This is a genomic window from Streptomyces polyasparticus, assembly GCF_014493765.1.
Taxonomy (GTDB): Bacteria; Actinomycetota; Actinomycetes; order Streptomycetales; family Streptomycetaceae; genus Streptomyces; species Streptomyces polyasparticus.
The window spans coordinates 18,823-41,026 of sequence record NZ_JACTVJ010000023.1 but is presented as its reverse complement, the minus strand read 5'-3'; the positions used below and the strand labels follow the sequence as shown (position 1 = coordinate 41,026).

Here is a 22,204-nt window from a genome sequence, read left to right as displayed (position 1 = left end):
GCTTGATAATGCTGGAATATCTCGAAATCCACGACGCATTTACGGCCGAATTCCCGGACGGGCGACCGGTTCTGAGTTTCCGTCACGCGGGTACGACCGAATCCAAGCCCCGCCGCACCCGCCGCCGGAACCGTATTCGAGCATTTACGCGAAAGGCCCGGCACGGCGGCCCGGCACGGCGGCCCGGCACGGCGGGCACCTACGGCTGACGCCGGGCGCCCGCCGTTCCACGGAGCGGTCGGCACGGGTGTAGCAGGCCGCCGGCTGTGAAGTACGGGGTATGGAAAGGAAGTCTCGATCAGAGAGCCAGTAGGCACTGCTGGCAGCGGGACACGTAAGGCAGCGAGGGGTCCGGGCGTTCACGTGCAGATCGGGATAGCTGCATGCACCGATATGCAGGCTGGCCCGGTCCGCCGTGGCAGACCGGGCCGTGAGCTGGGCATATAGAGGGACTGGGGTGCTCCTATACAAGCAGGACGCCCGATTCGAACCCCGTGGATGGACGCCCGTCAGGACGACCCTCGGGACATCGCTATCTGCTTGCCGCCGGGCGGACCGCACCGTACAGCAGAGCTGTTGTGGCGGGTTCGGGCTCAGCATCGATGTCAGCGAGGCGGTGGCTGAGCAACGCCAGCGTGCGGTGAGCGGCGTCATCGCGGCCGACATCGCGTTGTAGCCGGACGATCCGCTGGTAGACGCGTTCGTTGGTGGGGTCAAAGTCGGCGGCCTGATTGAGCAGGGCGAGCGCGGGCTCGGGATCAGTGGAGTGCTGAGCCATGTGGTCGGCGAGGAGCACGAGAGCATCGACAGCACGTCGGTGGAGGGAAGGGCGCAGGTCGTCGAGCCACATGTAGTCGGAGCCGTCGCACAGTTGACCGTCGTAGGTCTCGACGATCTGTCGGAGGGCGTCAGCGTGGGCGTAGGGAGTGGTGGTCGAGGCCGCCTCACGGACGGCGTCGGTGAAGGCGGCCAGGTCGGTGGCGACAAGCTGGGGGTCCAGCCGCTGGCGTTCGCCGCTGAGAATGACGAACGAGGGGGTGTGGGTGCCGGTGGCGGTGCGCAGGAGACGGCGTGCCGAACGTCGCAGATTGGCGACCTTCGCTTTCGTCTCTTCTGGGTTGCCGGCAAGGTTCATTTTGTCGGCGATTTCTTCGGCGTTCAGTCCGCTGGGGTAAGCTCCGAGAAGAGAGAGGTATTCGCGAGTTTCTTCTTTCCGTGCGTCCGCGAGTGCGCATTCTTTGCCGTGCACGGTGAGGGTGAATCTGCCGAAGAGCTTGATGTGCACTGGGTGCTTTCCATTCGAGGTGGCGGATTCCTTTCTCGATGCGGGGCCCGCCGGATCGGATTCCGGAGAAGGTGGCGTCGGAATTGGGGCGTCGGTCCGAGTGCTATGCGCCACGTCAGTGGCATGCGTCTTCCGTGCCGCACTCGCCGTCGGATGCTTGCCATGGGCTGCACGCAGAGTGGTGAGAAGTTCGATGGCCGGCTCTGGCGCGAGGGTGAAGAGGGTCGCGTCGGCGAGGGAGTCGGGGCCGGTATCGACCGCGCCGCCCACGTCAATGTGCAAGGCGTGCTGGGCGGGGGCGGCATCGAGGGTGAGGACGGCGAGGCGGCCTGACCTAGCTTGAGCGGCGAGTGCGGCCAAGCGCGGCTTGAGGTCCGGGTCAGCACGGTCGAGGAGCAGCACCGCCATCGCCGGGACGTTGTCCGGATCGCCCTGCCCCTCTGCGTGTGCGGTCAGTCGTTCTTGCTGGTGCCGTGCGTGTTCCAAGAGGAAGTGCTCGGCGGTCTCGAGTGCGGCAAGCGGGGTGTCGGTGACGGTCCAAGCCTTCGGGAATTCGCCTCCCGCGCCGGGCAGTAGTCGGTCCAAGGTCGGGGCCGGAGTGATGAGCCGCACCGCGTGTGGCGCGGGCCTGAGGCGTTGCGCCGCGGCGCCGACGGCGAGTGCGATGGCCCGTGCGACGTCGCACGCACCGGGTCCGACGAGATGGACTCCGCCCGGCAGGGCCAAGGCGTCCATGTCCAGTTCGCAGCCGCGTAGTTCGGCGACGGTGACCGCTCCGGGCTCACGTGGTGTAGCAGGCACCGGGCGTCGCGGCAGGTGCGCGTCAGTGTCGTGTCGGGTCGTGCGCGAGGCGAGCACGGCGCGGTGTGCGCGGTCCGCCGCGCTTCCCAAGTCCCGCTTCGGCTCCGGTAGCGGTGCGGTGAGGTCTGCTTCGTGACGGCGGGAGGCGTGTCGGCGGGCGAGGACGATCGCCGCGGTGATGCCCGCGGCCGCGGTGATGCCGATCGTCGAAGCGGGGCCAACGCCAATGGCCACGGGCCGCCGCGCGGACGACTGGCCAGGTTCCTCCGTCTGTTCCTTCTGCGAGGGCTCGTGGTCGGCGGGTGGTGTCGCTTCAGCAGTCGGCGGCGCCGTCAGTGCGGGTGGACTGCTGGGCTTAGGTGAGTCCTGGCTGGGCGGTGCGGGTCGACGGGTGTCAGAAGCGTCCTTCGAGAGCGGCAGGCGTAGCTCCCAGCCCGGCATGATCAGATCCGGGTCGGACAGCAGGGAGCCGTCGGACTGCCTGATGGCGCAGCTGAGTTCGTAGATCTTCGGCCATTGCAGGGGGTCGCCGAGGTGCGCCGCGGCGATGTCCCAAAGAGTGTCTCCGGGGGCAACGGTGTAGGTGACGTACGCCTTCGTCGACCTCGATGTCGTCGTCTGCGGGGGCACCGGGGATGCGTGTACAGGCGCTGCCGCCACGACCTGCCGCAGGGCCGGCAGCCGGTGATCGCTTTCATCGGCGTCGGCGGTGTACGGCCGCCACAGGCCGATCAAGGCCAGAAGCAGGGTGGCAACGAGAACCGCGGCTGCCGCCCGGTGCGCGGGCAGGCTCGCAGTATGCCGCCGCACCGCACCGGCATCGCGCAGCAACTGCGGCAGGCTCCGCAGCACCCAGAGCGTCTCCCGTGCCAGGACGGCCATGAAGTACGCCCAGCACACCCACGCGACGAGCGCGACCAGAGTGAGGACGAACGGGTCGCTGACCGGCTGGCTGAGCCGGTCGAGCAGGTCATCCACAGAGGTGACCCGGTCCGGCCAAGGCGAGCCCACGCTGAGGAAGAGGGCGTACGGAATGCCGGCCACCGCAGCCGAGAGCGCTGCCGCGCTGACCGCCAGACGCAGAGCGCAACCCAGCCGCCGTACAGCCGAATTGAGCGCAGTGGAAGGCTTTGAGGTCATCACAGCGCTCCCTCGTCCCAAGGTGTGGTGGTGCCGCGTTCGATATGGGCGCTTGCCTGAGCGCGCGTGGTCAGCGTGCTGATGCCGATGAGAGACAGGATCTGCATGGGCTGACGGTGAGTGACCTCGACGGTCGCCGTATCGGCCGTGATGTGCACCGTTCCGCTGTCCCCGGCTGCACTCACGCGGGCCTGCGCCGCCGCACGGGCGCGTGGCTCGTCCAGGCGCAACTCCTGAGTGCTGCGCAGGTATTCGAGGTCGACTGCCTGGCAGGCAGCACGGGCCGCCTCCTGCGCGGTGTCGGCAGCCCTCACCTTGCCGGCCAGGGCGAGCCCACCGTCGAGGACCAGCCCAGCGAACAGGAACAATCCCGCCACCATGACCACCACCATCGCGCTGACCTGTCCAGCGTCGTCCCACTCCGGTCTCGACCGCCTGCTCATTCGCGTACTCCTCTATACAGATCCACCACGGAGGCGGCCTTGGCGGTGAGCGTCTGGTCGGGCAGCCCAGGGGTGTCCAGGTCCACATGGCAGGAAACCGTGACGGTCACGCTTCCGCCGGGCTGGAACCCATCGGTGCTGGCGGTGATCTCGGGTTGGCGGCAGGACGATCCGGCACCGTTCAGGCTCGCGACGGCGGCCGTCTGGGCCTGCGCCTGACCATCGGCCGCGGCACGAGTGAGGGAGGCTGCGCGGGCGGCCTGATGGGCGGCCTCGTCAGCGTCCAGCCGGGCCCCAGCCAGTTTCCCAAGGTCCACGGCGACCAGCAGGAGAAGGATCAACAACGGTGTAATGAGGACGAGTTCGGTGGACGCAGACCCCCGGTCCGACCTGGCCCCAGCCCGGCGACGTACGCGCATTCGCTCACCCGCCCGCATCCGTGGTCCACTTCTCCACCGGCCCCGCCGCATGCCCCGACACCCGAAGATCAAGGCCAGGCACGATCGCGACGACATCCCCGCGCACATCCACGGCCACACTCTGAGCCCCGCGCCGCACGTGCACCGTTGGCGCCAACAGGACCTTGCCACCGAGCAGTTTCAGCGTGTCCGCCGCCTCGGCGCTGCCCTGGCCGGCGGTGGCGTCCTGAGCACGGGCAGCGGCCAGCGCACGCGAGGCGGCGGTCTGGGCGATGTGCTGGGCGTGGGCGGCGAGCGCGAACTGCACGATGAGCAGCAGCAGGAAGGCCAGTAGCGGCATCGCGACAACCAAGTCCGTGCTCACAGCGCCCCGGTCATCCAGCCTCGCTCGCCTCCCCGACCTGGGCAGTTCCCTGACCTGGGCCTTCGACCGATCACCCAAGATCGATGCCTGAGGCCTTGCCAAGGACCTTCGCGGCGATGATGCCGATGACCGCGATTCCCATGATGACCAGCAGCGCGGTGACGATGACCGTCTCGGTCGAGTACCCGGCATCATCGGCAAGCCCCTTCCTGACCTGACGAGCCCAGCCACGCGTCCGGGCAGTGACAGAACGGATAGTCACGAACACGGCGTTGTCCCTCCGACGAGTTGTGTGGTGCAGGACCTCTCACATTCCCGCCAGCACTTTGTGCAGAGCAGGGAACCCAATGAAGATCAAAAATCCGGCGAACATGACGACCACCGGCAGCGACATCCGCTCGGTGGCCGCCTGCGCGGCCCCGTCGGCCTCTGCCAAACGACGCGTGCGCATCGCAGCCGCCTTCGCCTCCAACGACGCTCGGATCTTGGCGCCCTCGCTGCCCGCGAGGGCCACGCTCGCGGAAAGTTCGGTCAACTCCCGTACGCCGCTGTGGCGGCCCAACGCGCCGATCTCGTCCCACACACCGGTCCGCCCGACGTCCGCCGCCGTGAGCGCACGGCGCAACTGTGAGGCAGCCCAGCCGTGCATCAGCGAGCCGGCGTCGGTGAGCGCCTGGTGGATACCCGCGCCGCCAGCGAGGGCGACCACCGTGAGGTTGAGGAACACCGACAGGGTGTGGCGCAGTTCTTCGCGACGCTTGCGCGCGGCGCTGCGGACGTTGAAGTCGGGGGCGAAGAACAGAACCACGCCGACCACCAACGACGCCGCACCCGTGACCTGCCAGCCAGGCCCGGACCCGGTCGCGCCCCACAGCGCCGCCACTGCCGCACCGGGTGCGATCACTCCGATCAGGGCGGCGATGGCCTTCTCCGCCAGGAACGACTCCACACTGATCTCCGCCAGCCGCAGGTCACGACCGAGTGAAGCACCCGGCAGACCCAGCGACTTCAACGCGGGCACGGCCCTGCGTCCTGCCCGCGCGGCCCAACCCTCCGCTGCATCCGCGTCCCGTCCTCGGGGCGCGGGCAAGGCCACTGCGGGTGGCCTGCCCAGTGCCGCGACCCGTTGGGCCAGCGAAGGGCGCGGTGGATTGAGCGCGTACACGAGCAGGGTCAGAAACGCCCCGAAGACGATCCCGAGGAGGATGCCCATCACCGGCCACCCCCACCTGCGCCTGAGGTCGCAACGCCCTTGAGGACCCTGGATTCCTCGCCCAGAGTCGCGATCTTCGCCAGCCACCACAGGCCGACACCGAACAGCGCCCCGACCAGGCCCAGCACCAGCTGCCCCAGCCCGGTTCCGTACGGCCCTAGATAGGGACGGTTGAGAACCACCAGGCCGGCCGCCAGGCCGAGCGTGGTCGCGGTGATCACCCGTACCGAGGTGCGTACCCGGGCCCGCCCAGCTTCGGTGCGAAGCCGCATGACGACCTGCTCGCGCGTGGACTGCGCCAGCGCGCCAAGGAGCGGGGCGAGTTGGCGTGCCTGGCGCTCAGCGGCCATCACCAGGGCGGCGACGGCCATATCGGCGACGGGATCGTCAACTTCGTCGGCGAACGCCCGCAACGCATCGGCCAGCGGTGCTCCGTCCTCGATCCGCGCGGCCAGCGCCTCAGCCGGAACCTTCAGCGCGGGTGGGGCCACGGGAACGGTAGCCAGGATGGCCTGCTCCAGACCGGCCGCGGCCGAGAGGGTGTCGCGCAGCATCTCGGTCCAGGTTGCGATCGCCTCAAGCCGCTCGGTACGTGCCGCGGCCTGCCGGTCCCCGCCCAGCAGCCTCGGCAGCGTGAGGACGCCAGTGAAGGTGAGGAGCGCGGCGACGGGCCAGCCGGTCACTATCCCGACCGTCACCGCGACGGCTCCGGCGATCAGCAGCGACCGCCCTCCCACGTCGGCAGGCAGCCGGCCTCGCAGGCGCGGCTTGACGCGCGGGCCACCGCGCAGCGCCAGCACGAACAGTCCGACGCAGGCCGCGAACCCGCATCCCAGGGCAAGGCCGATCAGCATCCGTGTCGTGGTCATCCCGCGTTCCTCCACCTCTCGCCGCGCAGCACACCGAGGTCGAGTCCGGCGTGCACCAGGTCGTCCAGGGATTCGGTGCGCAGCGGAGCCGCGGGAACCGCTCGGCCGTCGGGGCCGGGGCGGTAGATCTCGTTGGAGACGACCATCGCCCCGTCCGCGCCGACCACTTCGCGTACCGAGTCGATGGCGCGGCGTCCCTCGCGGTCCCAGCCGAGGTGGACCACGAAGTGCAACGCGGAGGCGATCATCAAGTTGGTGGCCTCCAGCGACAGCCGCTCCGGCGACTGCGCCGCGTACGCGGCGAGCTTGGTGAATACACCGGCCGACGTGGAGGAGTGGATGGTGGACAGCGAGCCGTCGTTGCCCTGGGACATGGCGTTGCACATCGGAATGACCTCGGCTCCGCGTACCTCGCCGACGATCACCCGGTCCGGGGACATCCGCAGACCGCACCGGACCAGTTCGGCCTGGTCGATGGCTCCCTCGCCCTCCAGGTTCGCCTCCCTGGCCTGAAGGGCCACTACGTTGGGGTGCGCCTCGAGGTTCTCGTGCAGGCCGAGTTCGAAGGTGTCCTCGATCGTCACGATCCGCTCGCTCGGATCGATCGCCGAGGTTAGGCAGTGCAATGCGGTCGTCTTGCCGGTGTTCGTTCCGCCCGAGACCATGATGTTCTTGCGCGCTCTGACGGCCGCTTCCAACAACGCGGCCAGCGCCTTGTCGCACACGTTCAGCCTGGTCACCAGGTCGGCGATGGTGGCCTGCTTGAATCGGTGCTTGCGGATCGCCAAGGAGACGCGGCTCGACACACCCATCACCGCGAACAATCGTGAGCCGTCCGGCAGCGCGACGTTCAGCGTGGGCGAGGCGCGGTCGAAGCGCCGTTCCTCTTGTCCGGCCCGTGCCGCGATCCGCCGTACCAGATCGATCAGTTCACCATCGGAGGCGGCCACCGGACCACACCGCCGCACCCGGCCGTCCGCGTACCGGACGAAGACCCGGTCGGCCCCGTTGATATGAATGTTCTCCACCATCTCGTCGGCCAGGAGATCCTCAAGCGGACCCAGACCGAACAGCCTCTCCAAGACACTGCGCTCAATGCGCTCCAGCGCGTCATCGCCCAGGGCGGGCCGCCCGGCCCGCAGTCGCGTCTGGTTGTACGCGGTGATCTCGTCCGTCAGCAGTCGCCGGGCCAAGACCCGGCGCTCCGCGCCATCCTGTACCGGCAGCCCGGACTCGCTGCGCGTGTGTGCGAAGGAGCTCAGCGTCTTAGCGATCGACTCCCTGATCGAATCGGTCGCCACCTGCTCTTCCACCGCTGCAAGTACGTCCTTGTCCTTCACGTGGCGCCTCCCGTCGGCTCGCTGTGCAGGTCCCAGCCGCCCTCGATGGCCTTCGGCCCGACACGGCCGGCAATCTGTGCCAGCTCGCCGGTTGCCTCCAACTCCGGGCCGTCCGTACGCTGCTGCCCCAGACGTACGGCCAGGGCACTCGCCCCCGCCGTGAGTGCGGAGCGCCGCCAGCGCCGCCGGCCCACTTGCCCTCGTCCGTCCAGCGCGGCCGAGGCCCGCGCGTCGAACCCCACCAGATGGATCCGGTCCCGGCGCATCTTCAATGCCTCGGCGATCTCGACTTGCGGGTAGTCACACGCCCCCATGACGACCACCTCGAAAGGCGCACCCTCCAGCCAGGAACCGCGCACGGCGGCATGTACGAGAGCGTCCACCCGGCCGGCGCACACGAGCACCAGACCATCCGCCGCACGCGCCAAATCCCGCGTCGGGCCGTCCACCAGACGCCCCAGGTCCAGCACGACGACTCCTTCGGTGTCCTCGTCGCCGCGCAGTACCTCGACGCAGGCCGCGACCTCGGCGACGCTCGCGGCCGCCTGCTCCGCGCCCGCTGGTGCCACCACCGCCCGCAGTCCACCGGGCACGTCCTGGACACAGGCGTCCAGCTCCTTCTCCGGTGACCCTCGGCGGGCGCCGGCCGCCAGAGCCATCAACCCAGCGGCGTCCGAGAGCGCGAACCGCGTAGCCAAGTCCCCACCGGACACGTCCGCCTCAACCACCACCGGCCGGACTCCGCCGCTCGCGTGCGGCCAGGCCGCCGCCAGCGCCAGGCTCATCGTGGTCACCCCTGGCGCCCCGGACAGAGAACCAACCGCCACCATGCGCCGCATCACGGCACCTCCGTCGCCTGTGGCCCGAGCACCGCGATCCTCGGATCGGCCAGCTGTGCCGCCGACCGGACAGCCGCGGCGTCCAGCAGCACGGTTACAGCACCCTTGCCCGAGGCCGCCGGCGGGCGGCTGACCGCGCTCACCACCCCCACCAGCGGGTCCGGCAGCTTGTCCTTCTCATCGGCCCCGACTCGCCCGCCAGGCCCCGCTCCCGGTACCAGCGCGATCCGCTGCCCGGCCGTGATCCCGGCGGGCAGCATCTCCTCCTCCACCGCCACGACCATCTGCGCCTTGCCCGCCGGCGGATACGCCGCCGCCGTCCCCACCTGTGCGGGCCCCAGCAACGTGCTGGCCGCAAGCGGCACCACCGCCCGATGTCCGACCACCGCACCGCGCTTCTCAGCAGGCACCACCTGCGAGGCGTCATCGATGCCGAGCCGCACCACCCGCAGGTCGGCTGCTTCGATCACCTGCCCGGCCGCCACCGGCCGCGCCACCGAGAGCACCGGGACCCGCTCGCCTGCCGTGCCCAGCAACCACGCGACGAGTGCGCCGATCGCGAGCATCCCCGCCAGCGACAAGGCCACCAATCCCGGCCGTACCCGGGAGCGCGCACGCACTGGATCACCACCAGGCGACGGCGCCCGCGCCGAACGCTGCTGCGACCGCAACCGCGCCCACACATCAGCGACACCCTGCGCCCGACTTGAAGTAGACATGGAGGTACCCATAATTCGCCTTTCATGATGAGAAATCCGCCCCGCCTTCTGCGCACGGGACCCTGTCGGCGTCCGGACCTACCGGCCGGCGCTCACGCCCCGCCCGTGACCAGCGCCTGCGCTTCAGCGACTCGCAACGGCAACTCCGCCTGCGTCTCCAGCCCCGGAATCACGCCCTGTTGGCCACCCCCGTGCCAGACCACGTCCCAAGTGATCGTGGCGATAACGGTGTAGGCCTCGCCTGGCTGCCCGGCCGACGACTTCTCATAGGTGTGGCCGCAGTCCGGCGATGGCTCATCTGCCGCGAACTCCACCGAGTACGGCGTGCCGGGTCCCGTACACACCACGCTCGACCCGTCACCCATGACCCACACGGCCTCGACCGGTGTCGCGGTCGCCGTCACCGATACTCCCGGTACGGCCACCGTCTTCGAAACCGGCTTCCACACCCCCTTGTCGATCCACATCCAGGTCGGCACCCGCACCAACTGCGCGGCATCCTCATCCGGATTCGTACGGATCACCGGCTCCGGCATCCGCAACTCCCCGACCGCCTGGCGCACCACCACTTCCACCGGCACGGGGTCCGCCCCATCGCCGCCCGCTGGTTCTGCTTCCATCGGCCCGCCCCCGAACTGCGGAACCACGCACAGTCCGCCCTCGACGACGTACTCACAGCCTGTCGACTTCACCGTCGGCACGACCTTCACACTGGCCAACGCGCCACCACGTCCTGGGCGCGACGACGACGCATGATCGGCAACGTGTCGACTGCGGGGCGGCGGAGCCTGCTCCGCACGAACCGACATCCCGCATCTGGGCGACGAGCAACCGACGTTGACCGCTTTCCCCATGGCCCCGGGCTCGTCACCACCGCTGACAGCCCACCCCGCGCCACACCATCCGCCCATCAGGACCATTCCTGCAGACAGGACGCAGGTCCCCGCCCTCACACTCCGGCCTCGGAGCCCTCTGCTCAACATGACCCGGCACCTCGCCAGAACAGCTTCGACACCTTCCAGCCGCTCTTGGTGAGCGTCACCGTGGCTTCCGTAAGGTGATGCCCTCCAGGCTCCGCGCTCTTCGGATCAGCCCCCTTCTCGTACGTGACCCAGCCAGTCCCGTCTACGCAGTCGCGGAGCTCGACCTGGCCGTTACCAGCCGACACGATGTCAGGTGCCGCCTTCGGCTCACCTGCGGACACCTGTCCGGCTTTGCGCGTCTCGCGCTGCATGACGCGCAGCAGCCCGAGGGCGCCATCACTGGCGTGATCGTCAAGTTGAGGGTGGTGTTCATCAGCAGTCCGCGACGCGACCGACGCGTCCTTCCACATCTCCTGATACGCGGCGATGGCCGCCCGCTCCGCCCCTCCGCCTGACGGAGTCGGCGTGGAAGTCACGGACGCAACCGAGGGTTTCGACCTCGCACCGTCGTCAGACGTCTCGGCGGTGTCGCACGCGCCGACCCCGAGCACCGCCATCACGGCGACTACCGCTCCGACTACGGATCTCCGGCCCTCGCTCTGGACTCCCACCACGGCCAACCCCCACTACGCGCGCAACAGTCACTCACGGCGATGCGATGTCACGCTTTGCAATCGCCCCAGGTGATCCGCTTCCTCCCCTGCTCGCCGTCACGCAAACGCGAAGCGGAAGCAGAACTTCCTTCGCTTGCCACGGTGACGCTCTGAGCAGCGGCGACTCGCCGGAGAACTATCGGAGTTCACTCGATCGTGGAACTGGGACGACTGCTCCGATTCGCCTGGGCCGAAAAGGCGAACCACACAAACTTTCCATTCGGGCTGTCGGATCTCATCCCCCAGGCCCCACGGGCGAGTTCGTTGACGATCTGAAGCCCTCGCCCTCGTTCTGACAGGAGAGCGCAGAGGGCGTCGAGCCCACCTCCACGGGCGGCCTCGACCGGAGCGAACGGGGATGTGGCGGGAAAGGCGGGCAGGTCTGGGATCTCGGAGTCGCCGTCGCGGACTTCGCAGATGTACTCGGCCCGTGTGCGCCGCAGCCTGAGTTCGTACGGACCGCAGGCGTGTTCAGTGGCGTTGGCGACGAGTTCGGATGCCGCCAGAACGCAGTCGCTCACCGTGTCCTCAGGTAAGTGAAGCCGCGCCAGGACGCGGCGCAGCACGGCCCGCGCCGCAACAGCGGGACTGGGGGTGCAGCTCGTCCACCGGTACACCACAACGCCACGAGCGCAGGGGGGTGTTGTCGTCATCGCGATCCTCCACGCAGGCCGTGACGGCGCTGAGACGGACGACGGTGACGGCCCGGTGGACGGACCAGGGTGCGAACGTCCCCCAGGGCGACCGGGACGCTCAAGAGCACGGCGGCCAGCAGCAGGACAGTGGCGAGCAGGGCAGGGGACAGCACGACGGCCTCCGAGGGAATCGCGATCAGGGACACATCGACGACACCCGGTGCTCTGGAAAAGCGGAAGCCCACTCTCCAAAGTGCTTTCGGCGACCCCCTGAGCTCGGAAAAGGCGCTCTTGCTCGCGCTCCCGTGGGCTGTCAGCTACAGCACGGAATCCTCCCACTCCAGTCGGTCGAGAATGAGATACGCATGTCGCTCGAAGTCGTGGTCCTGGCGAGGGCGGGCGTACGGGAAGACTCCTGCGGCGGCCCAGAGGCGGACGGCGTCGATGGCGGAGAGGTCCACAGCGATGTCGCGTTGCTCCTCGCCGTAGCCTGTGAGGAACGCCTTGCGGGCGTCGGCGGCGTCCAGTTCGCGGTCCCAAAGCTTGGCGAAGTCCAGGAGAGGATGGCCGATTGCCGCGTGCTCGAAGTCGAAGATCCAGAGCTTGTTGTCGGCGTCCTGGTGGAGGTTGCGCCAGCCCATGTCGCCGTGAAGGAGGCAGGTGTGCTCGCCGAGAGCGGCTGCCGTTCGGGCCATGATCGCATCGCGGAGTGCGCGGATACGTGCGGCCAAGGGCTCGTCGAACTCGGCGACTAGAGCGGCTTTGGCCTCGATGAGCTCGGGGACTCTGCCGTAGCGCCGCAGGTGGGGTGAGGTCGCGCCGGCGGTCGTGGCGTGCAGGCGACCGAGAATGCGGCCCGCTTCCTCGATGGCGTGCGGGACTGGGGCGAAGGAGTGGAAGTCGTGCCAGGTAAACGCGAGCCAGTGCCCGGATGGTGCGAGTTCGCCATGGGCAACAAGCTGTGGTGTCGGTAGCCCGGTCGACTGCAGGAGCATCAGGGCGCCAGTCTCGGACACGTAACTGCGGTCACTGGTCGTGACCTTGATGAACAGGTGCGGGCTGCCGTCACGGTCACCGCGGAAGTGGGTGTTGTTGTGTCGTTGGCCGTGAGTGAGCGGAACGAGGTCGCACTGCACCGCCGAGGCGATCTGCGTCTGGATGTCACGCGTCATCGGCGTGGCTTTCGGCAGTGAGGTACTTCTGGACCGTGTTCCACGTTTCGCGGTTGCTGTCCCAGAAGAGGGCCGCGGCCACATGGTCGGCCGCAACCCACTGGTGGTCCTGGTGTTCGTCGGGGGCGGTAACGACGTCGGTGTGCGGGGCGTTCGCGGTGAAGAGGGTCTTGCTGACGGTCAGCTCCGGTGAGATCACGACGTCGATCCCGGTGGCCACCTCGTGGACGTCACCTGCCGTGAGCTGCAGTGCCGTCTCCTCGGCGATCTCCCGCAGGACGGCTTCGCGCGGGGTCTCCGTGCCTTCGATACCGCCGGTGACGGGCTGCCAGAAGGCGTCGTGTTTGCCGGGGCGGGCTGGGACCTGGAGCAGGAGGACGCGCTGGTCGGGGGCGAAGATCCAGCACTCGACGCTGTACTTGGTTGTCACAGTTGACCCTTCTTACGCTTCTTGCTGTTGCTTCTTGCAGCACACGTACGGGGTGGGGGCGGGCGGAGCGACGTTCGCGAGGTCATTGATCCAGTCGTGGGGCAGGGCGTCCTGTGGACGGTAGTGCAGCAGCCAGCCATCGAGTGAGCCGTAAGGCGTCCGACGCTCCGGGGACTGGACCGGGGTCAATCCGAGCCAGTCGGTTTGGTAGCCGGGGTCGGAGGCGCCGGTGTCGGCGGCGGCCAGGACCGCGAGGATCTCGTGGTGTTTCAGGCGTCGCCACCTGGTCGGTGCGTCTCTTGACCGTACGACGGCGATGACGCCGGAAATGCGAGCCCATGGCTGCACGGTGACGCGGCACCAGCCTTGGGTGTCGGCCACGCTGAGGTAGTGCTTGCCGTGGACCGGCGGGTACTGGTCGGCGAGCGTCTCGGTGACAACGCCGAGGTCTGTGAGCGTGCCGTGGTGGACGTTCATCCCGAAGGGCAGCGTTCCGACGGCTGGATGGCCGTCGCGGTGCCCCAGGATGCCGCGGTCGACGGTCACGACGGAGGCTGTGAGAGCACGGGCGAGCTTCAGGGCGAGGTCGGTCTTGCCTGCTCCGCTCTCCCCGGTCAACAGCAGGCCATGGTCTTTGTCGAACGCGAGGGCTGCGCCGTGGCACAGCCGGAACCCGTGCGCACGGCCCGCATGGATGAGGACTTCGCGCAGCACGCGATCGGTCCAGGTCTGGGCGGTGGTGTGGTCGGCGCCCGCGATGATCACGTTTCGACCGTGCCGTAGGACGTAAGGACCGTGGGTATATCGGGCAAGCCAGTGGGTTCCTGGGAGCCACCGCACGGGAAACGCACCGTGTCCTTGGTAGTTGCTGTGCCGTGCAGCGGGGCTGCGGAGGAGGCGGTCCACGGCGGCCGGCGGCCGACTGCGGGTGATCACCACAGTGGCGAACGGCGAGGACGCCGCCCCTTGGTGCAGGGCCGTTGACGGCCAGTTCGGCGCCGGTTCGGCTAACGGTTCGGCGAGGATGTTGATCGGGCCGAGGACGGTATCGAGGCGCCGGTGTCGGCCCGTGGCGTGAGCGGCTTCGACAACGGTGCGGAACCAGTCGCTGATCTCGGAAGTCATCGAGTCCTTTTCGCCCGCAGGCCGTCGAGGGCGGATGCTGTGCCTTGGAATGAGGTCTTGGCGTACCGCTCGACGCGGGTGACCCACGGCTCCGGCACCTCCTCCGGGTGGAACGCGTAGGTGAGCCCGCAGGCCAGGGCGGCGACCGAGTCGAGGTCCCCGCCGTGCCGCCGTTGAAGAAGGGCGGGGACCAAATCCCTGGCCGGGATGCCGGACAGCCCGAGGAGGATCCCCGCGACGGCCGAGGAGCGGGCGCGTACGCCCAGCCCCACGGTCTCCTCGAGTTCGTCGATGTACTCGGCCGGGGAGTACGGCACGCCGTCACCTGCAGGAGCGTGCGCAAGGACGTGCTCCGCGACCTTGCGGCCGCCTCCAGCCAGCCGTACGAGTTTTGGCGCCCGCACATGCAGAGCTCGTACGGTGTCTTCGGTGGAGTCTCCCGCGAACGCGTGGCACAGTGCGACCGCGAAGAGGAGGGCGGCCACGATCGCCTCCGGGTCACCATGCGTGAGCGTCGCGGTCTTGAGGGTGTCGTACGCGAGCTCTCCGAGGTCGTCTGGCGTGTGGAGCGCTGCGAGCGCGGCGGAGCGGGCGACACAGCCGTTGGTATCGCCGTCCGTAGCGAGAGCGAACGTTTCTTCAGATTCGCGGAGTTTGTAGATCTGGCGACCGCCGTGGGGGTTGATGTGCCGCAGCTTGGCTTCGAGCGCGTCACGGTGGGGGAGGCCGAGAGTGCCGATCGACGCGGCGACGGCCAGGGTCAAGACGGTGTCGTCGGTGATCCGGCCGCTGAAGACCGCGGGTGGCGCGGTGTCCTTCGCGAAAGCGTCGAGCATGTCGGTGGTCTCGGGATCCAGGGTGGTGCGAGTGCGTTTGTCGATGACCTTGCCGAGGGCGTCACCGAGGCCGATGCCGGCGAGACAGCCCCGGATCCGTGCGACGGGCGGCACCGTTGGCCGAGCGCGTGGCCTCGCCGAGCGCTCGGGCGGATCGAGCAGAGCAAGTGACCTGCCCAAGGTCATCAGTTGCGGATCGGCGATCACCACCTTCGGCGCAGGAGCGAGGAGAGGCGAGGTCACGCGGTTCGGTGTGGCTATGACCGGAAGTCCTGCAGCGCGGGCTGCGGCTACGCCGTGGGGCGAGTCCTCGACCGCCACGGCCTGCTCGCCGGTGATGTTGAGGTACGTGAGGGCGTCTCGGTAGCCGTCGGGTGCGGGCTTGGCGGTGCGGTGCGCGGATCGGCCCACGACGAGCGCAATGTCGTCGGCCAGGCCGAGCCGGTCGAGGATGGTCTGCACGTACGGCGAGGAACCGTCCGTGACCACGGCGCAGCGCAAGCCGCGGGCCGTGCCCTCTTTGATCCAGGCGGCGATGCCGGGGCGCAGCGGCAAGGCGTCCCGCAAAGCGACGTAGCGCGCGCGAACTCGCTCAGCAACCGCATCTTCTAGCGGCCGGCCGAGGCGTGCTTCGAGCAAGGCCGTGACGGGCTGCTTGCGGGGCGCACCGAGGGTGCGGCCGCTGGCCCAGTGCTCGGCCCAGGTATCGGTGGCCAGCCACAGGCCGAAGCGTTCGAACTCCTCGCGCCAGGCCATGTAGTGGGCGTATTCGGAGTCGATGATGACGCCGTCGAAGTCGAGGAGTAGTGCCGCCAGACCATTCTGCGGGGCGGCCGACTCGCCACCAGCGGATCTCATATGGCGGCTGCCGATATGCCGGGCTGTATCTGAGACAGGCAGCGGCCGATGAGTTCGAGGGTGTCGGCGGCGCCGTCGAGCTCGCTCACGTCCGGCTCCGTGTGCGGGGAAGGCGCTTCGATGCGGTCGGCGAAGGCGGTCAGCTCCTCGGCGTATCCCTTGCGGGCCCAGCCGCGGTAGAGCTGTCCGGCTTCCCAGCCAAGTGTCGCTCGGTCGCGGAGCGAGCCCTCGGTGCCGGACCAGGTGGGCGACGTGGTGACGCGCAGCCGGTCCTTGGTGTCCACCTCGATCAGGTCCCCGGTTGTCGTGTGCAGCCAGGTGGCGACTTGATAGGCGTGGGAGCCAGTGGTCGCGTTGATGGTGGCGACGGCCTCTCCGGAAGGGCTGAGGAGGCGGATGCAGGTGGTGACTTCGCCGTCCCTGGCTCCCCCGAGAAGCACGGCATCGACGTCGCCAACACCACCGAGCAGGTGGCGTGCCCAGTCCAGAGGGTGGATGAACATGTCGTAGAACGCCAGCTCCTCGGCGCTCAGGTCCCAGCCGTCGCGGGCGTAGACCGAGGGGAAGCTGACCGCGATGTCCAGCAGCCGGGCAGCTGCGTGGTGTTCGGCGAGCCACTGGTCGACGAGGCGGTGCGCCGGTGCGTGCCGCCACATGGTGCCGACCGCCACTGTGCGGTGCTGCTCGCGTGCCAGAGCGGCGAGTTCGCGTACCGCGGCGGGGTCGGTGCCGAGGGGCTTTTCAACGAAGACGTGCTTGCCTGCTTGCAGTGCGGCGCGGGTCAGCTCCACATGTCCGGCGGGGTGGGTGCTGATCAGGACGGCGTCGACGGGGCTGTCCAGTACTTCCTTCGCGTCGCTCAGCACAGGGAGGCCGGGGAATCGTGTGGCCGCCTCGGCGCGGGTTTCGGGGTCCTTCTCTGCGATGGCGCTCAGGGTGAAGCGTTCACAGCCGAGGAGGTTGGGCAGGAGGCTGCGGCGGAAGTGGCGGCCGAAGCCGATGGCGGCAATCGATACGGGCACGACGGATCTCCTTGGGTGCGATGGAGCGGGTCAGGGCTGGCGGGCTTCGATGGTCTGGCCGGTCACGTGGCGGGCGTCGTCGGTCAGGAGCCAACGGGCCAGCGGCAGACTGTCGTTGACGGGCGGCAGAGGTGGGTGCGGGCTGGGCCGTCCCCGAAGTTCGGCCTTGACGGTGCGGTGGGTCCGCGCGAGGTCGGTCTCGGCGGCGATGCCGATGACGTTCGCCCGGACGCCGGTGCCGTGCAGCTCTTGCGCCAGGCTGCGGGTGTACGCCTCGGCGGCGGCTTTGGCCGCGCCGTAAACAGCGAGCAGGTCGATGGGTGTGCGGGCGGCCTGGGATCCGACCGTGACGATGCTGCCCCGGCCGGCCTGGCGCAGGGCAGGGACGAAAGCGCCCGCGATACGGACGAGGCCGAGCAGGGAGACCTCCAGGACTCGGGAGGCGTCCTGCGGATCAACTTCCCAGGCGCGGGCGACCGCTCCGGGGTCAGCGGCGCAGTACACGAGGCCGTCGATCTGCCCGAGGAGTTCGTGGGCCTCTTCGGCAAAGCGGGTCACCGATTCGGCGAGCGTGACGTCCACGCGCGCGTACGGCGCGGGCAGGTTCGCTGGCCGAGCGCGGCGGGAGCCGGCCAAGACGCGGTGCCCAGATGCGGCCAGGTCCTGGGCGAGGGCGGCGCCGAAGCCGCTGCCCGCGCCGACGACGACGATCCCCAAGGGCCGGCTCACCGCTTCGTCTTCTCGGCGCGTCGTACGGTCAATGGGCAGTGCACCCCGGTGTGTTGAGCCAGGAGCAGAGTCGCGGCGCGAGCGTGGCGGAAGTAGCTGGGGCGGGCGTTGTCATGCCAATACGCCAGGGCACCAACGCAATGGACGACGAGGTAGAAGAGGATCGGCTCCTCCGCCTCCGGTTCAAGACCGTAGGCGCGGCTGAAGGCCCGCCACGGACCGGTGTGCTGGGTGGCGAAGGTGCGCCACCACAACTTGCCCAGGTCGCTCAGCGGATCGCCCCCGCGTGCCTGGTCGAAGTCGCACAGCCGGAGGCTGCCGCCGGGCATGCGCAGGAGGTTGGCGGGCTTCAGGTCGTGGTGCAGCATCCGGGGGTTGTCGAGGGGCAAGAGCCTGGCGAGACGTTTCTCCAGCCATTCCCAGAGCCGGTCGGCGTCCCGAGGGCTCACGGGAAGCGTGGTGATCCGCATCTGCAGGTGCGCGGTCAGGAACTCCGTCCACGGCAGAGGCGAAGGCGCGCCCAGTGGGCCGGTGCAAGGAGCCGGGACTTGGTGAAGGCGGCGGACGATCTGCCCGAGTTGGGCGGCGATCCGTTCATCGTCACGACCGCCGAGAAGCACTTCACGAAGTGGTCGGCCCTCGGTCCTGGTCATGAGCAGCGTCCGGTGCTCCGCACAGACCGCCTTTGCCTGAGGGCTGAGGCCGTGCGGGCCGAGGATGAGTAACGCGCGTACCTCGCTGGTGAAGCGTTCCTCACGCGCGTACTGCTTGATCAACACGGCGGGATCAGCGAGTGGGGAGACCCGGTTCTCGTACTCTCCGTCGCGGCTTGGCGCCGCGCTCTGCGGTGCTCTCGCTGTTCCCGGGCACCAGTGGTCATGAACCGTCATCGACCCTCCACCGCCCCAGCCGGGGCGGCGGAGCGAGTCGCCTTTCCGTACGCGATCGTCTGGCCCGACACCGCGGCACGCACGGCGTCCCCGGCAAGCCGCCACGCACCGAGGGTCCGCCAGAAGCGCCGCCCAACGCTTGTCCCAGCCAGAGCGCCCGGTGACACGTTCCACGTCGCGGCATCCAGTTTGTCTGCGAGGAGGCGACACATCACGGCGCTCTGGAGCGGCGGCAGTGCCCACCACGCGGCAGCGAGTGCCCGGCCGCGCCAGCCGCTCCGCAGCAGGTACGGGGTGAGTGCCGCGCCCAGCCACGGCAGCACTGTGATCTCGGCGGTGTCGGTGATGCCGAGTCCGGCCAGACGTATCCGATCAAGCGCGCGGACCGACCGGTGCCTGCGGGAGTCTCGCAGGACGCCGGGCCAGCTGGTGATGCCGCGCGCGATGAACTTGAGCGAGGTCAGGTGGGCGGAGACGGTGTCGGGGAGATCCACTCGGTTCAGCACCGGCACCGTCGTGAAGCGGGCCTGGTGCAGGAACAGCCGGTATCCCAGTGGCACATCGTCCACGTACGGAAAGCCGCCTGCAGTGCGCAGGACGTCGCGTCGCAGGAACATCCCTGCGCCGACGAGGTACTGCGGCATCCGCCGGCCTGTCGTCGCTCGGTCGAGCTTCCACCGCTCCACGCCCAGGCTGCGGACCGCTTGATGGAGCGCCTCGGAATAGATGACCGCCCGAGCCGCGGCACTGGCCGGCGGCCCGGCGAGACATTGCGTCCCCACGGGTACTGCCTGAATCACGTCGGGCTCCTCGTCCGGGCCGTCCGCGGTCGCGGCGACCCATGCCGCCAGATCGGCGGGCGGCTGGGAGTCGAAGTCGAAGACGCCGATCCAGGCACGTCGCTCGTCCACCTCACTGATCCGGTCGATGTGCTCCACCGCCCAGTTGAGCTGGGACGCCTTGTTCCCGACCGGCCGGGGATCCTCGATGACGGCCATGCGCGAGGCGTCCTGTGCGCCGAGTTCCTTCTCCAGTAGCTCCCGGGTCGTGGGCTCTGCGTCTGGTCCGCCCTCCTCGCGCGCGGTGGTCACGAACCAGATGTACGCGTGCGGATAGGCGTCCCGTACGGCGGTGAAGGCGGCCACCGTCCGTGGAACGTAGGGCTGTTCACGCAGCCCGGGGACGAGGAGATGCACCACGGCCGGCGCCGTGGCGGGCACGGTGGGCGGTGTCCCAGGACGGCGCAGGGCAGTGCGAGCCGTCTGGCGCGCGCGGAGCAAGGTGGTGCCCTCCCACACCAGGTGGGCCGCGAGTGCGCTGACAGCGACCTTGCGTGCGACGTCAGAAGCGGAGCGCATGTGGTTGTCCTTCCAAAACAGCAGCCAGGAGCATCAGCCCGCGGGCGTAGAGGGCGTACTGGCGGTCGGAGTTCTCGTGGTGAAGCGGCACCATCGACAGGAACTGGGTCGCTTCCAGGAGCCGTACCTCGTCGATGTCGAACCCGGCCTCGGCGATGAGGTCGTCGCCGACCTGGGCGATCGGGCTCGGCCGGGGAAAGACCTGGAGCGCCCAGCTGGTGGGCGTGGCGCGGTGCAGCGTGAAGAGGTCTTCCCGCAGGGCGTCGTATCCGCCTGCGTAGGACTGGCGGAGTTTGGCGAGGTCATAGCGGACGTCGCCGCCCCAGGTGTCGCTGAAGGTCGTCCCCGGGTCGAGGAGCTTGAACGTCCCGAAGCCGCGCGTGAGCAGGATGTTGGAGAACGTCATGTCGCCGTGCACCAAGCTGCTCGACCCGCTCGTGGCGGCCAGGGAGCGCAGCGCGTTCCCGGCCGAGGGCCACACCTCGTCGAAGGCCGGAAGCTGCACACCGTTGACGACGAGTCGCTCTTCACGCACCCGGTCCCAGTGCTTCCAAGACGCAAGGCGCTGTTCGGTCTTGTCGACGTACTTCCGCTCGCACCACTCGGCCGCACCAGAGTCTGTCCGCCGGGTCGGCGCCCACAGCCTGCTCTCCATCACCTGCAGGAGTCGGGCCAGGACGTGACGCCAGGTCGCTGCGGGCAGCGGCTCGAACAGCAGGAGCTCGGCGAGGCTGGGGTAGTCCATCAGCTCGATGCGATACCAGCCCTCGCCCTCGCCGAGCAGTCGGGGTGCGAGGCCAGCGGCCGTATCGGGCAGCGAGCGGTACCAGCCCGCCTGCGCGGCCATCAGCGTTCCGTCCCCGCGCTTGACCACGGTGCCGTCGTCGGTCACTGCGAAGCTGTGGTCCGCCCGGCCACTTAGCGATGTCCGGTTGGCGGTCACGTACCGGTCGTACGAACCGAGATCCCACCACAGCTCCACCGGCACGGCGCTCAACGGCCGCTGCGCTCCGTAGGCCCGCAGGATCACGCTCAGCTCGGCCTGGGGTGGCACCTCGTCGCTGAGAAGTGTCCGCAGGCGGCGGCTGTCTGCGAACCGGTACACCCCCACGACCGCGTGCTGCGACAGCTCGGCGCCCTGCGGCTTGTCGGCGTACGCGATGATGCGGCCCGCGTCATCCGTCCCGACCACGCAGTAGTCCTGGGCCGCCTCCACCCGGCTGACCGCGACGGAGTCCGGCGGCAGAGCCCCCAGGTCACCGATCAAGGTGTCACCGAGGACGAGCGTGACGTCCCCGTCCGGGAGCAGATACGGAGCGGCCTGCGCCAGCGCGTTCAGCGGGCCGTACGGCACGGCCTGGACGACAAGGCGCAGTTCGAAACCGGCGCCCGCGAAGACCTGCTCCACCAGGGTGCGGATCTGCCGGTCGTCCCCCGGCGCGTGCACGATCACGAAGTGCCGCACTCCGGCGGCATGCAATTGCTGGAGCTGCGAGACGAGTACGGGACGGGCTCCCGTGGTCACGGTCGCTTTCGGCCGCCCGCGCGAAACGATCGCGATCCGTGTACCGAATCCGGCCGAGAGTATGACGGCCTGCCGTTGAGGTTGTGCCTGTCCAGGGACTTCGTGCTCCGGGAGGTCCAACTCCGCCCAGCAGCGCTTGCCCTCCGCGGTGGGGCTCACACCGTGGCGTGCCGCGAGGGCCTCGACGAGTAGGAGCCCACGTCCATGCTCGTCCTCGGCCTCCGGCTCGCGTCTACGCGGCAAGGCACTGCACAGGTCACCAACCTCCACCCGTACGCGGTGCCGATCAGCAGCAACCGCGACCACGACCTCATCGCCGACCGTGTGGCACACCGCGTTGGTCACCAACTCGCTGACCACAAGCCGCAGCGCATCGCGTACGTCACCGTCCCGTACGACCCCGTGAGCGGTGAGCCGCTCGACGATCGCGTGCCGGGCGGCGCCGGCCGAGGCAGGCTGACGCGGGAGACGGAGCATGAACTCAACTGGCTCCATGAAGATCGTCCCCCTCGCGCCGTCACGACAGGCCCGTCAGGCCCAAGGTCACGCCGACCACCGAAGAGTTCGGATGACCGGCGGCCAACAGCGTGCCGCTGACCGCCGGGACGCCGAACGC

At 69.1% G+C, this 22,204-nt stretch carries 22 protein-coding genes; all 22 read right to left on the bottom strand.

Annotated elements, in window-relative coordinates:
* Positions 1-532: 532 nt before the first annotated feature.
* The 22 genes from H9Y04_RS36340 to H9Y04_RS36235 all read right to left on the bottom strand — a co-directional run bounded on the left by H9Y04_RS36340 (position 533) and on the right by H9Y04_RS36235 (position 22,065).
* Complete coding sequence (locus H9Y04_RS36340) at positions 533-3,226, bottom strand: AfsR/SARP family transcriptional regulator (protein ID WP_187818460.1); 2,694 nt, start codon at positions 3,224-3,226, stop codon at positions 533-535.
* Positions 3,226-3,669 (bottom strand): pilus assembly protein TadG-related protein, encoded by a 444-nt coding sequence (locus H9Y04_RS36335; protein WP_187818459.1) that lies wholly within the window; start codon positions 3,667-3,669, stop codon positions 3,226-3,228. The genes H9Y04_RS36340 and H9Y04_RS36335 overlap by 1 nt, the downstream gene beginning before the upstream one ends.
* Positions 3,666-4,088: a TadE/TadG family type IV pilus assembly protein gene (locus H9Y04_RS36330; protein ID WP_187818458.1), complete on the bottom strand. Its 423-nt coding sequence runs from the start codon at positions 4,086-4,088 to the stop codon at positions 3,666-3,668. Before H9Y04_RS36330 ends, H9Y04_RS36335 begins: the two co-directional genes overlap by 4 nt.
* Before the next feature lie 4 nt (positions 4,089-4,092).
* Positions 4,093-4,452, bottom strand: coding sequence for a TadE/TadG family type IV pilus assembly protein (locus H9Y04_RS36325; protein ID WP_187818569.1), 360 nt, complete (start codon positions 4,450-4,452; stop codon positions 4,093-4,095).
* Between the two features lie 70 nt (positions 4,453-4,522).
* Complete coding sequence (locus H9Y04_RS36320; protein ID WP_308801593.1) at positions 4,523-4,720, bottom strand: hypothetical protein; 198 nt, start codon at positions 4,718-4,720, stop codon at positions 4,523-4,525.
* 39 nt (positions 4,721-4,759) lie between these two features.
* Entirely contained in the window at positions 4,760-5,665 is a 906-nt protein-coding gene (locus H9Y04_RS36315; RefSeq protein WP_214661987.1) for a type II secretion system F family protein, read from the bottom strand.
* Entirely contained in the window at positions 5,665-6,534 is an 870-nt protein-coding gene (locus H9Y04_RS36310; RefSeq protein ID WP_187818456.1) for a type II secretion system F family protein, read from the bottom strand. The genes H9Y04_RS36315 and H9Y04_RS36310 overlap by 1 nt, the downstream gene beginning before the upstream one ends.
* Positions 6,531-7,874: a TadA family conjugal transfer-associated ATPase gene (locus H9Y04_RS36305; RefSeq protein ID WP_187818455.1), complete on the bottom strand. Its 1,344-nt coding sequence runs from the start codon at positions 7,872-7,874 to the stop codon at positions 6,531-6,533. The genes H9Y04_RS36310 and H9Y04_RS36305 overlap by 4 nt, the downstream gene beginning before the upstream one ends.
* On the bottom strand, positions 7,871-8,659 hold the full coding sequence (locus tag H9Y04_RS36300; RefSeq protein ID WP_187818454.1) for a hypothetical protein: 789 nt from the start codon (positions 8,657-8,659) through the stop codon (positions 7,871-7,873). Before H9Y04_RS36300 ends, H9Y04_RS36305 begins: the two co-directional genes overlap by 4 nt.
* A 53-nt stretch (positions 8,660-8,712) precedes the next feature.
* A complete protein-coding gene (locus H9Y04_RS36295) occupies positions 8,713-9,300 on the bottom strand; it encodes an SAF domain-containing protein (protein ID WP_187818453.1) in 588 nt (195 codons plus the stop codon).
* Positions 9,301-9,524: 224 nt separating this feature from the next.
* Positions 9,525-10,142: a hypothetical protein gene (locus tag H9Y04_RS36290; protein ID WP_308801620.1), complete on the bottom strand. Its 618-nt coding sequence runs from the start codon at positions 10,140-10,142 to the stop codon at positions 9,525-9,527.
* A gap of 266 nt (positions 10,143-10,408) precedes the next feature.
* On the bottom strand, positions 10,409-10,831 hold the full coding sequence (locus H9Y04_RS36285) for a hypothetical protein (RefSeq protein WP_187818452.1): 423 nt from the start codon (positions 10,829-10,831) through the stop codon (positions 10,409-10,411).
* A 323-nt stretch (positions 10,832-11,154) separates the two neighbouring features.
* On the bottom strand, positions 11,155-11,661 hold the full coding sequence (locus tag H9Y04_RS36280) for an ATP-binding protein (RefSeq protein WP_187818451.1): 507 nt from the start codon (positions 11,659-11,661) through the stop codon (positions 11,155-11,157).
* 299 nt (positions 11,662-11,960) lie between these two features.
* Positions 11,961-12,815: a phosphotransferase enzyme family protein gene (locus H9Y04_RS36275; RefSeq protein ID WP_187818450.1), complete on the bottom strand. Its 855-nt coding sequence runs from the start codon at positions 12,813-12,815 to the stop codon at positions 11,961-11,963.
* The gene (locus H9Y04_RS36270) at positions 12,805-13,245 is read right to left on the bottom strand and encodes an NUDIX domain-containing protein (RefSeq protein WP_187818449.1); all 441 of its coding nucleotides are present in this window, start codon (positions 13,243-13,245) and stop codon (positions 12,805-12,807) included. Before H9Y04_RS36270 ends, H9Y04_RS36275 begins: the two co-directional genes overlap by 11 nt.
* A gap of 12 nt (positions 13,246-13,257) precedes the next feature.
* Positions 13,258-14,370, bottom strand: a complete 1,113-nt coding sequence (locus tag H9Y04_RS36265) for a hypothetical protein (protein WP_187818448.1) — start codon at positions 14,368-14,370, stop codon at positions 13,258-13,260.
* Entirely contained in the window at positions 14,367-16,064 is a 1,698-nt protein-coding gene (locus tag H9Y04_RS36260; RefSeq protein ID WP_187818447.1) for an HAD-IA family hydrolase, read from the bottom strand. Before H9Y04_RS36260 ends, H9Y04_RS36265 begins: the two co-directional genes overlap by 4 nt.
* Positions 16,061-17,086, bottom strand: coding sequence for a Gfo/Idh/MocA family protein (locus H9Y04_RS36255; protein WP_187818446.1), 1,026 nt, complete (start codon positions 17,084-17,086; stop codon positions 16,061-16,063). The genes H9Y04_RS36260 and H9Y04_RS36255 overlap by 4 nt, the downstream gene beginning before the upstream one ends.
* Before the next feature lie 30 nt (positions 17,087-17,116).
* Positions 17,117-17,815 carry an SDR family NAD(P)-dependent oxidoreductase gene (locus tag H9Y04_RS36250; RefSeq protein ID WP_187818445.1) on the bottom strand — a complete coding sequence of 233 codons (699 nt, stop codon included), beginning with the start codon at positions 17,813-17,815 and terminating at the stop codon, positions 17,117-17,119.
* Positions 17,812-18,705, bottom strand: coding sequence for an aminoglycoside phosphotransferase family protein (locus tag H9Y04_RS36245; protein WP_236071901.1), 894 nt, complete (start codon positions 18,703-18,705; stop codon positions 17,812-17,814). The genes H9Y04_RS36250 and H9Y04_RS36245 overlap by 4 nt, the downstream gene beginning before the upstream one ends.
* On the bottom strand, positions 18,702-20,063 hold the full coding sequence (locus tag H9Y04_RS36240) for a glycosyltransferase family 2 protein (protein ID WP_187818443.1): 1,362 nt from the start codon (positions 20,061-20,063) through the stop codon (positions 18,702-18,704). Before H9Y04_RS36240 ends, H9Y04_RS36245 begins: the two co-directional genes overlap by 4 nt.
* Complete coding sequence (locus tag H9Y04_RS36235; RefSeq protein WP_187818442.1) at positions 20,047-22,065, bottom strand: sugar phosphate nucleotidyltransferase; 2,019 nt, start codon at positions 22,063-22,065, stop codon at positions 20,047-20,049. Before H9Y04_RS36235 ends, H9Y04_RS36240 begins: the two co-directional genes overlap by 17 nt.
* Positions 22,066-22,204: the final 139 nt, after the last annotated feature.

Bases quoted from the DNA above. Each gene is read 5' to 3' on its own strand.
- H9Y04_RS36335 (WP_187818459.1), bottom strand. From the start codon at position 3,669: ATGAGCAGGCGGTCGAGACCGGAGTGGGACGACGCTGGACAGGTCAGC.
- H9Y04_RS36340 (WP_187818460.1), bottom strand. From the start codon at position 3,226: ATGACCTCAAAGCCTTCCACTGCGCTCAATTCGGCTGTACGGCGGCTG.
- H9Y04_RS36260 (WP_187818447.1), bottom strand. From the start codon at position 16,064: ATGAGATCCGCTGGTGGCGAGTCGGCCGCCCCGCAGAATGGTCTGGCG.
- H9Y04_RS36240 (WP_187818443.1), bottom strand. From the start codon at position 20,063: ATGCGCTCCGCTTCTGACGTCGCACGCAAGGTCGCTGTCAGCGCACTC.
- H9Y04_RS36265 (WP_187818448.1), bottom strand. From the start codon at position 14,370: ATGACTTCCGAGATCAGCGACTGGTTCCGCACCGTTGTCGAAGCCGCT.
- H9Y04_RS36245 (WP_236071901.1), bottom strand. From the start codon at position 18,705: ATGACGGTTCATGACCACTGGTGCCCGGGAACAGCGAGAGCACCGCAG.
- H9Y04_RS36275 (WP_187818450.1), bottom strand. From the start codon at position 12,815: ATGACGCGTGACATCCAGACGCAGATCGCCTCGGCGGTGCAGTGCGAC.
- H9Y04_RS36310 (WP_187818456.1), bottom strand. From the start codon at position 6,534: ATGACCACGACACGGATGCTGATCGGCCTTGCCCTGGGATGCGGGTTC.
- H9Y04_RS36235 (WP_187818442.1), bottom strand. From the start codon at position 22,065: ATGCTCCGTCTCCCGCGTCAGCCTGCCTCGGCCGGCGCCGCCCGGCAC.
- H9Y04_RS36300 (WP_187818454.1), bottom strand. From the start codon at position 8,659: ATGAGCCTGGCGCTGGCGGCGGCCTGGCCGCACGCGAGCGGCGGAGTC.
- H9Y04_RS36330 (WP_187818458.1), bottom strand. From the start codon at position 4,088: ATGCGCGTACGTCGCCGGGCTGGGGCCAGGTCGGACCGGGGGTCTGCG.
- H9Y04_RS36315 (WP_214661987.1), bottom strand. From the start codon at position 5,665: ATGGGCATCCTCCTCGGGATCGTCTTCGGGGCGTTTCTGACCCTGCTC.
- H9Y04_RS36280 (WP_187818451.1), bottom strand. From the start codon at position 11,661: ATGACGACAACACCCCCCTGCGCTCGTGGCGTTGTGGTGTACCGGTGG.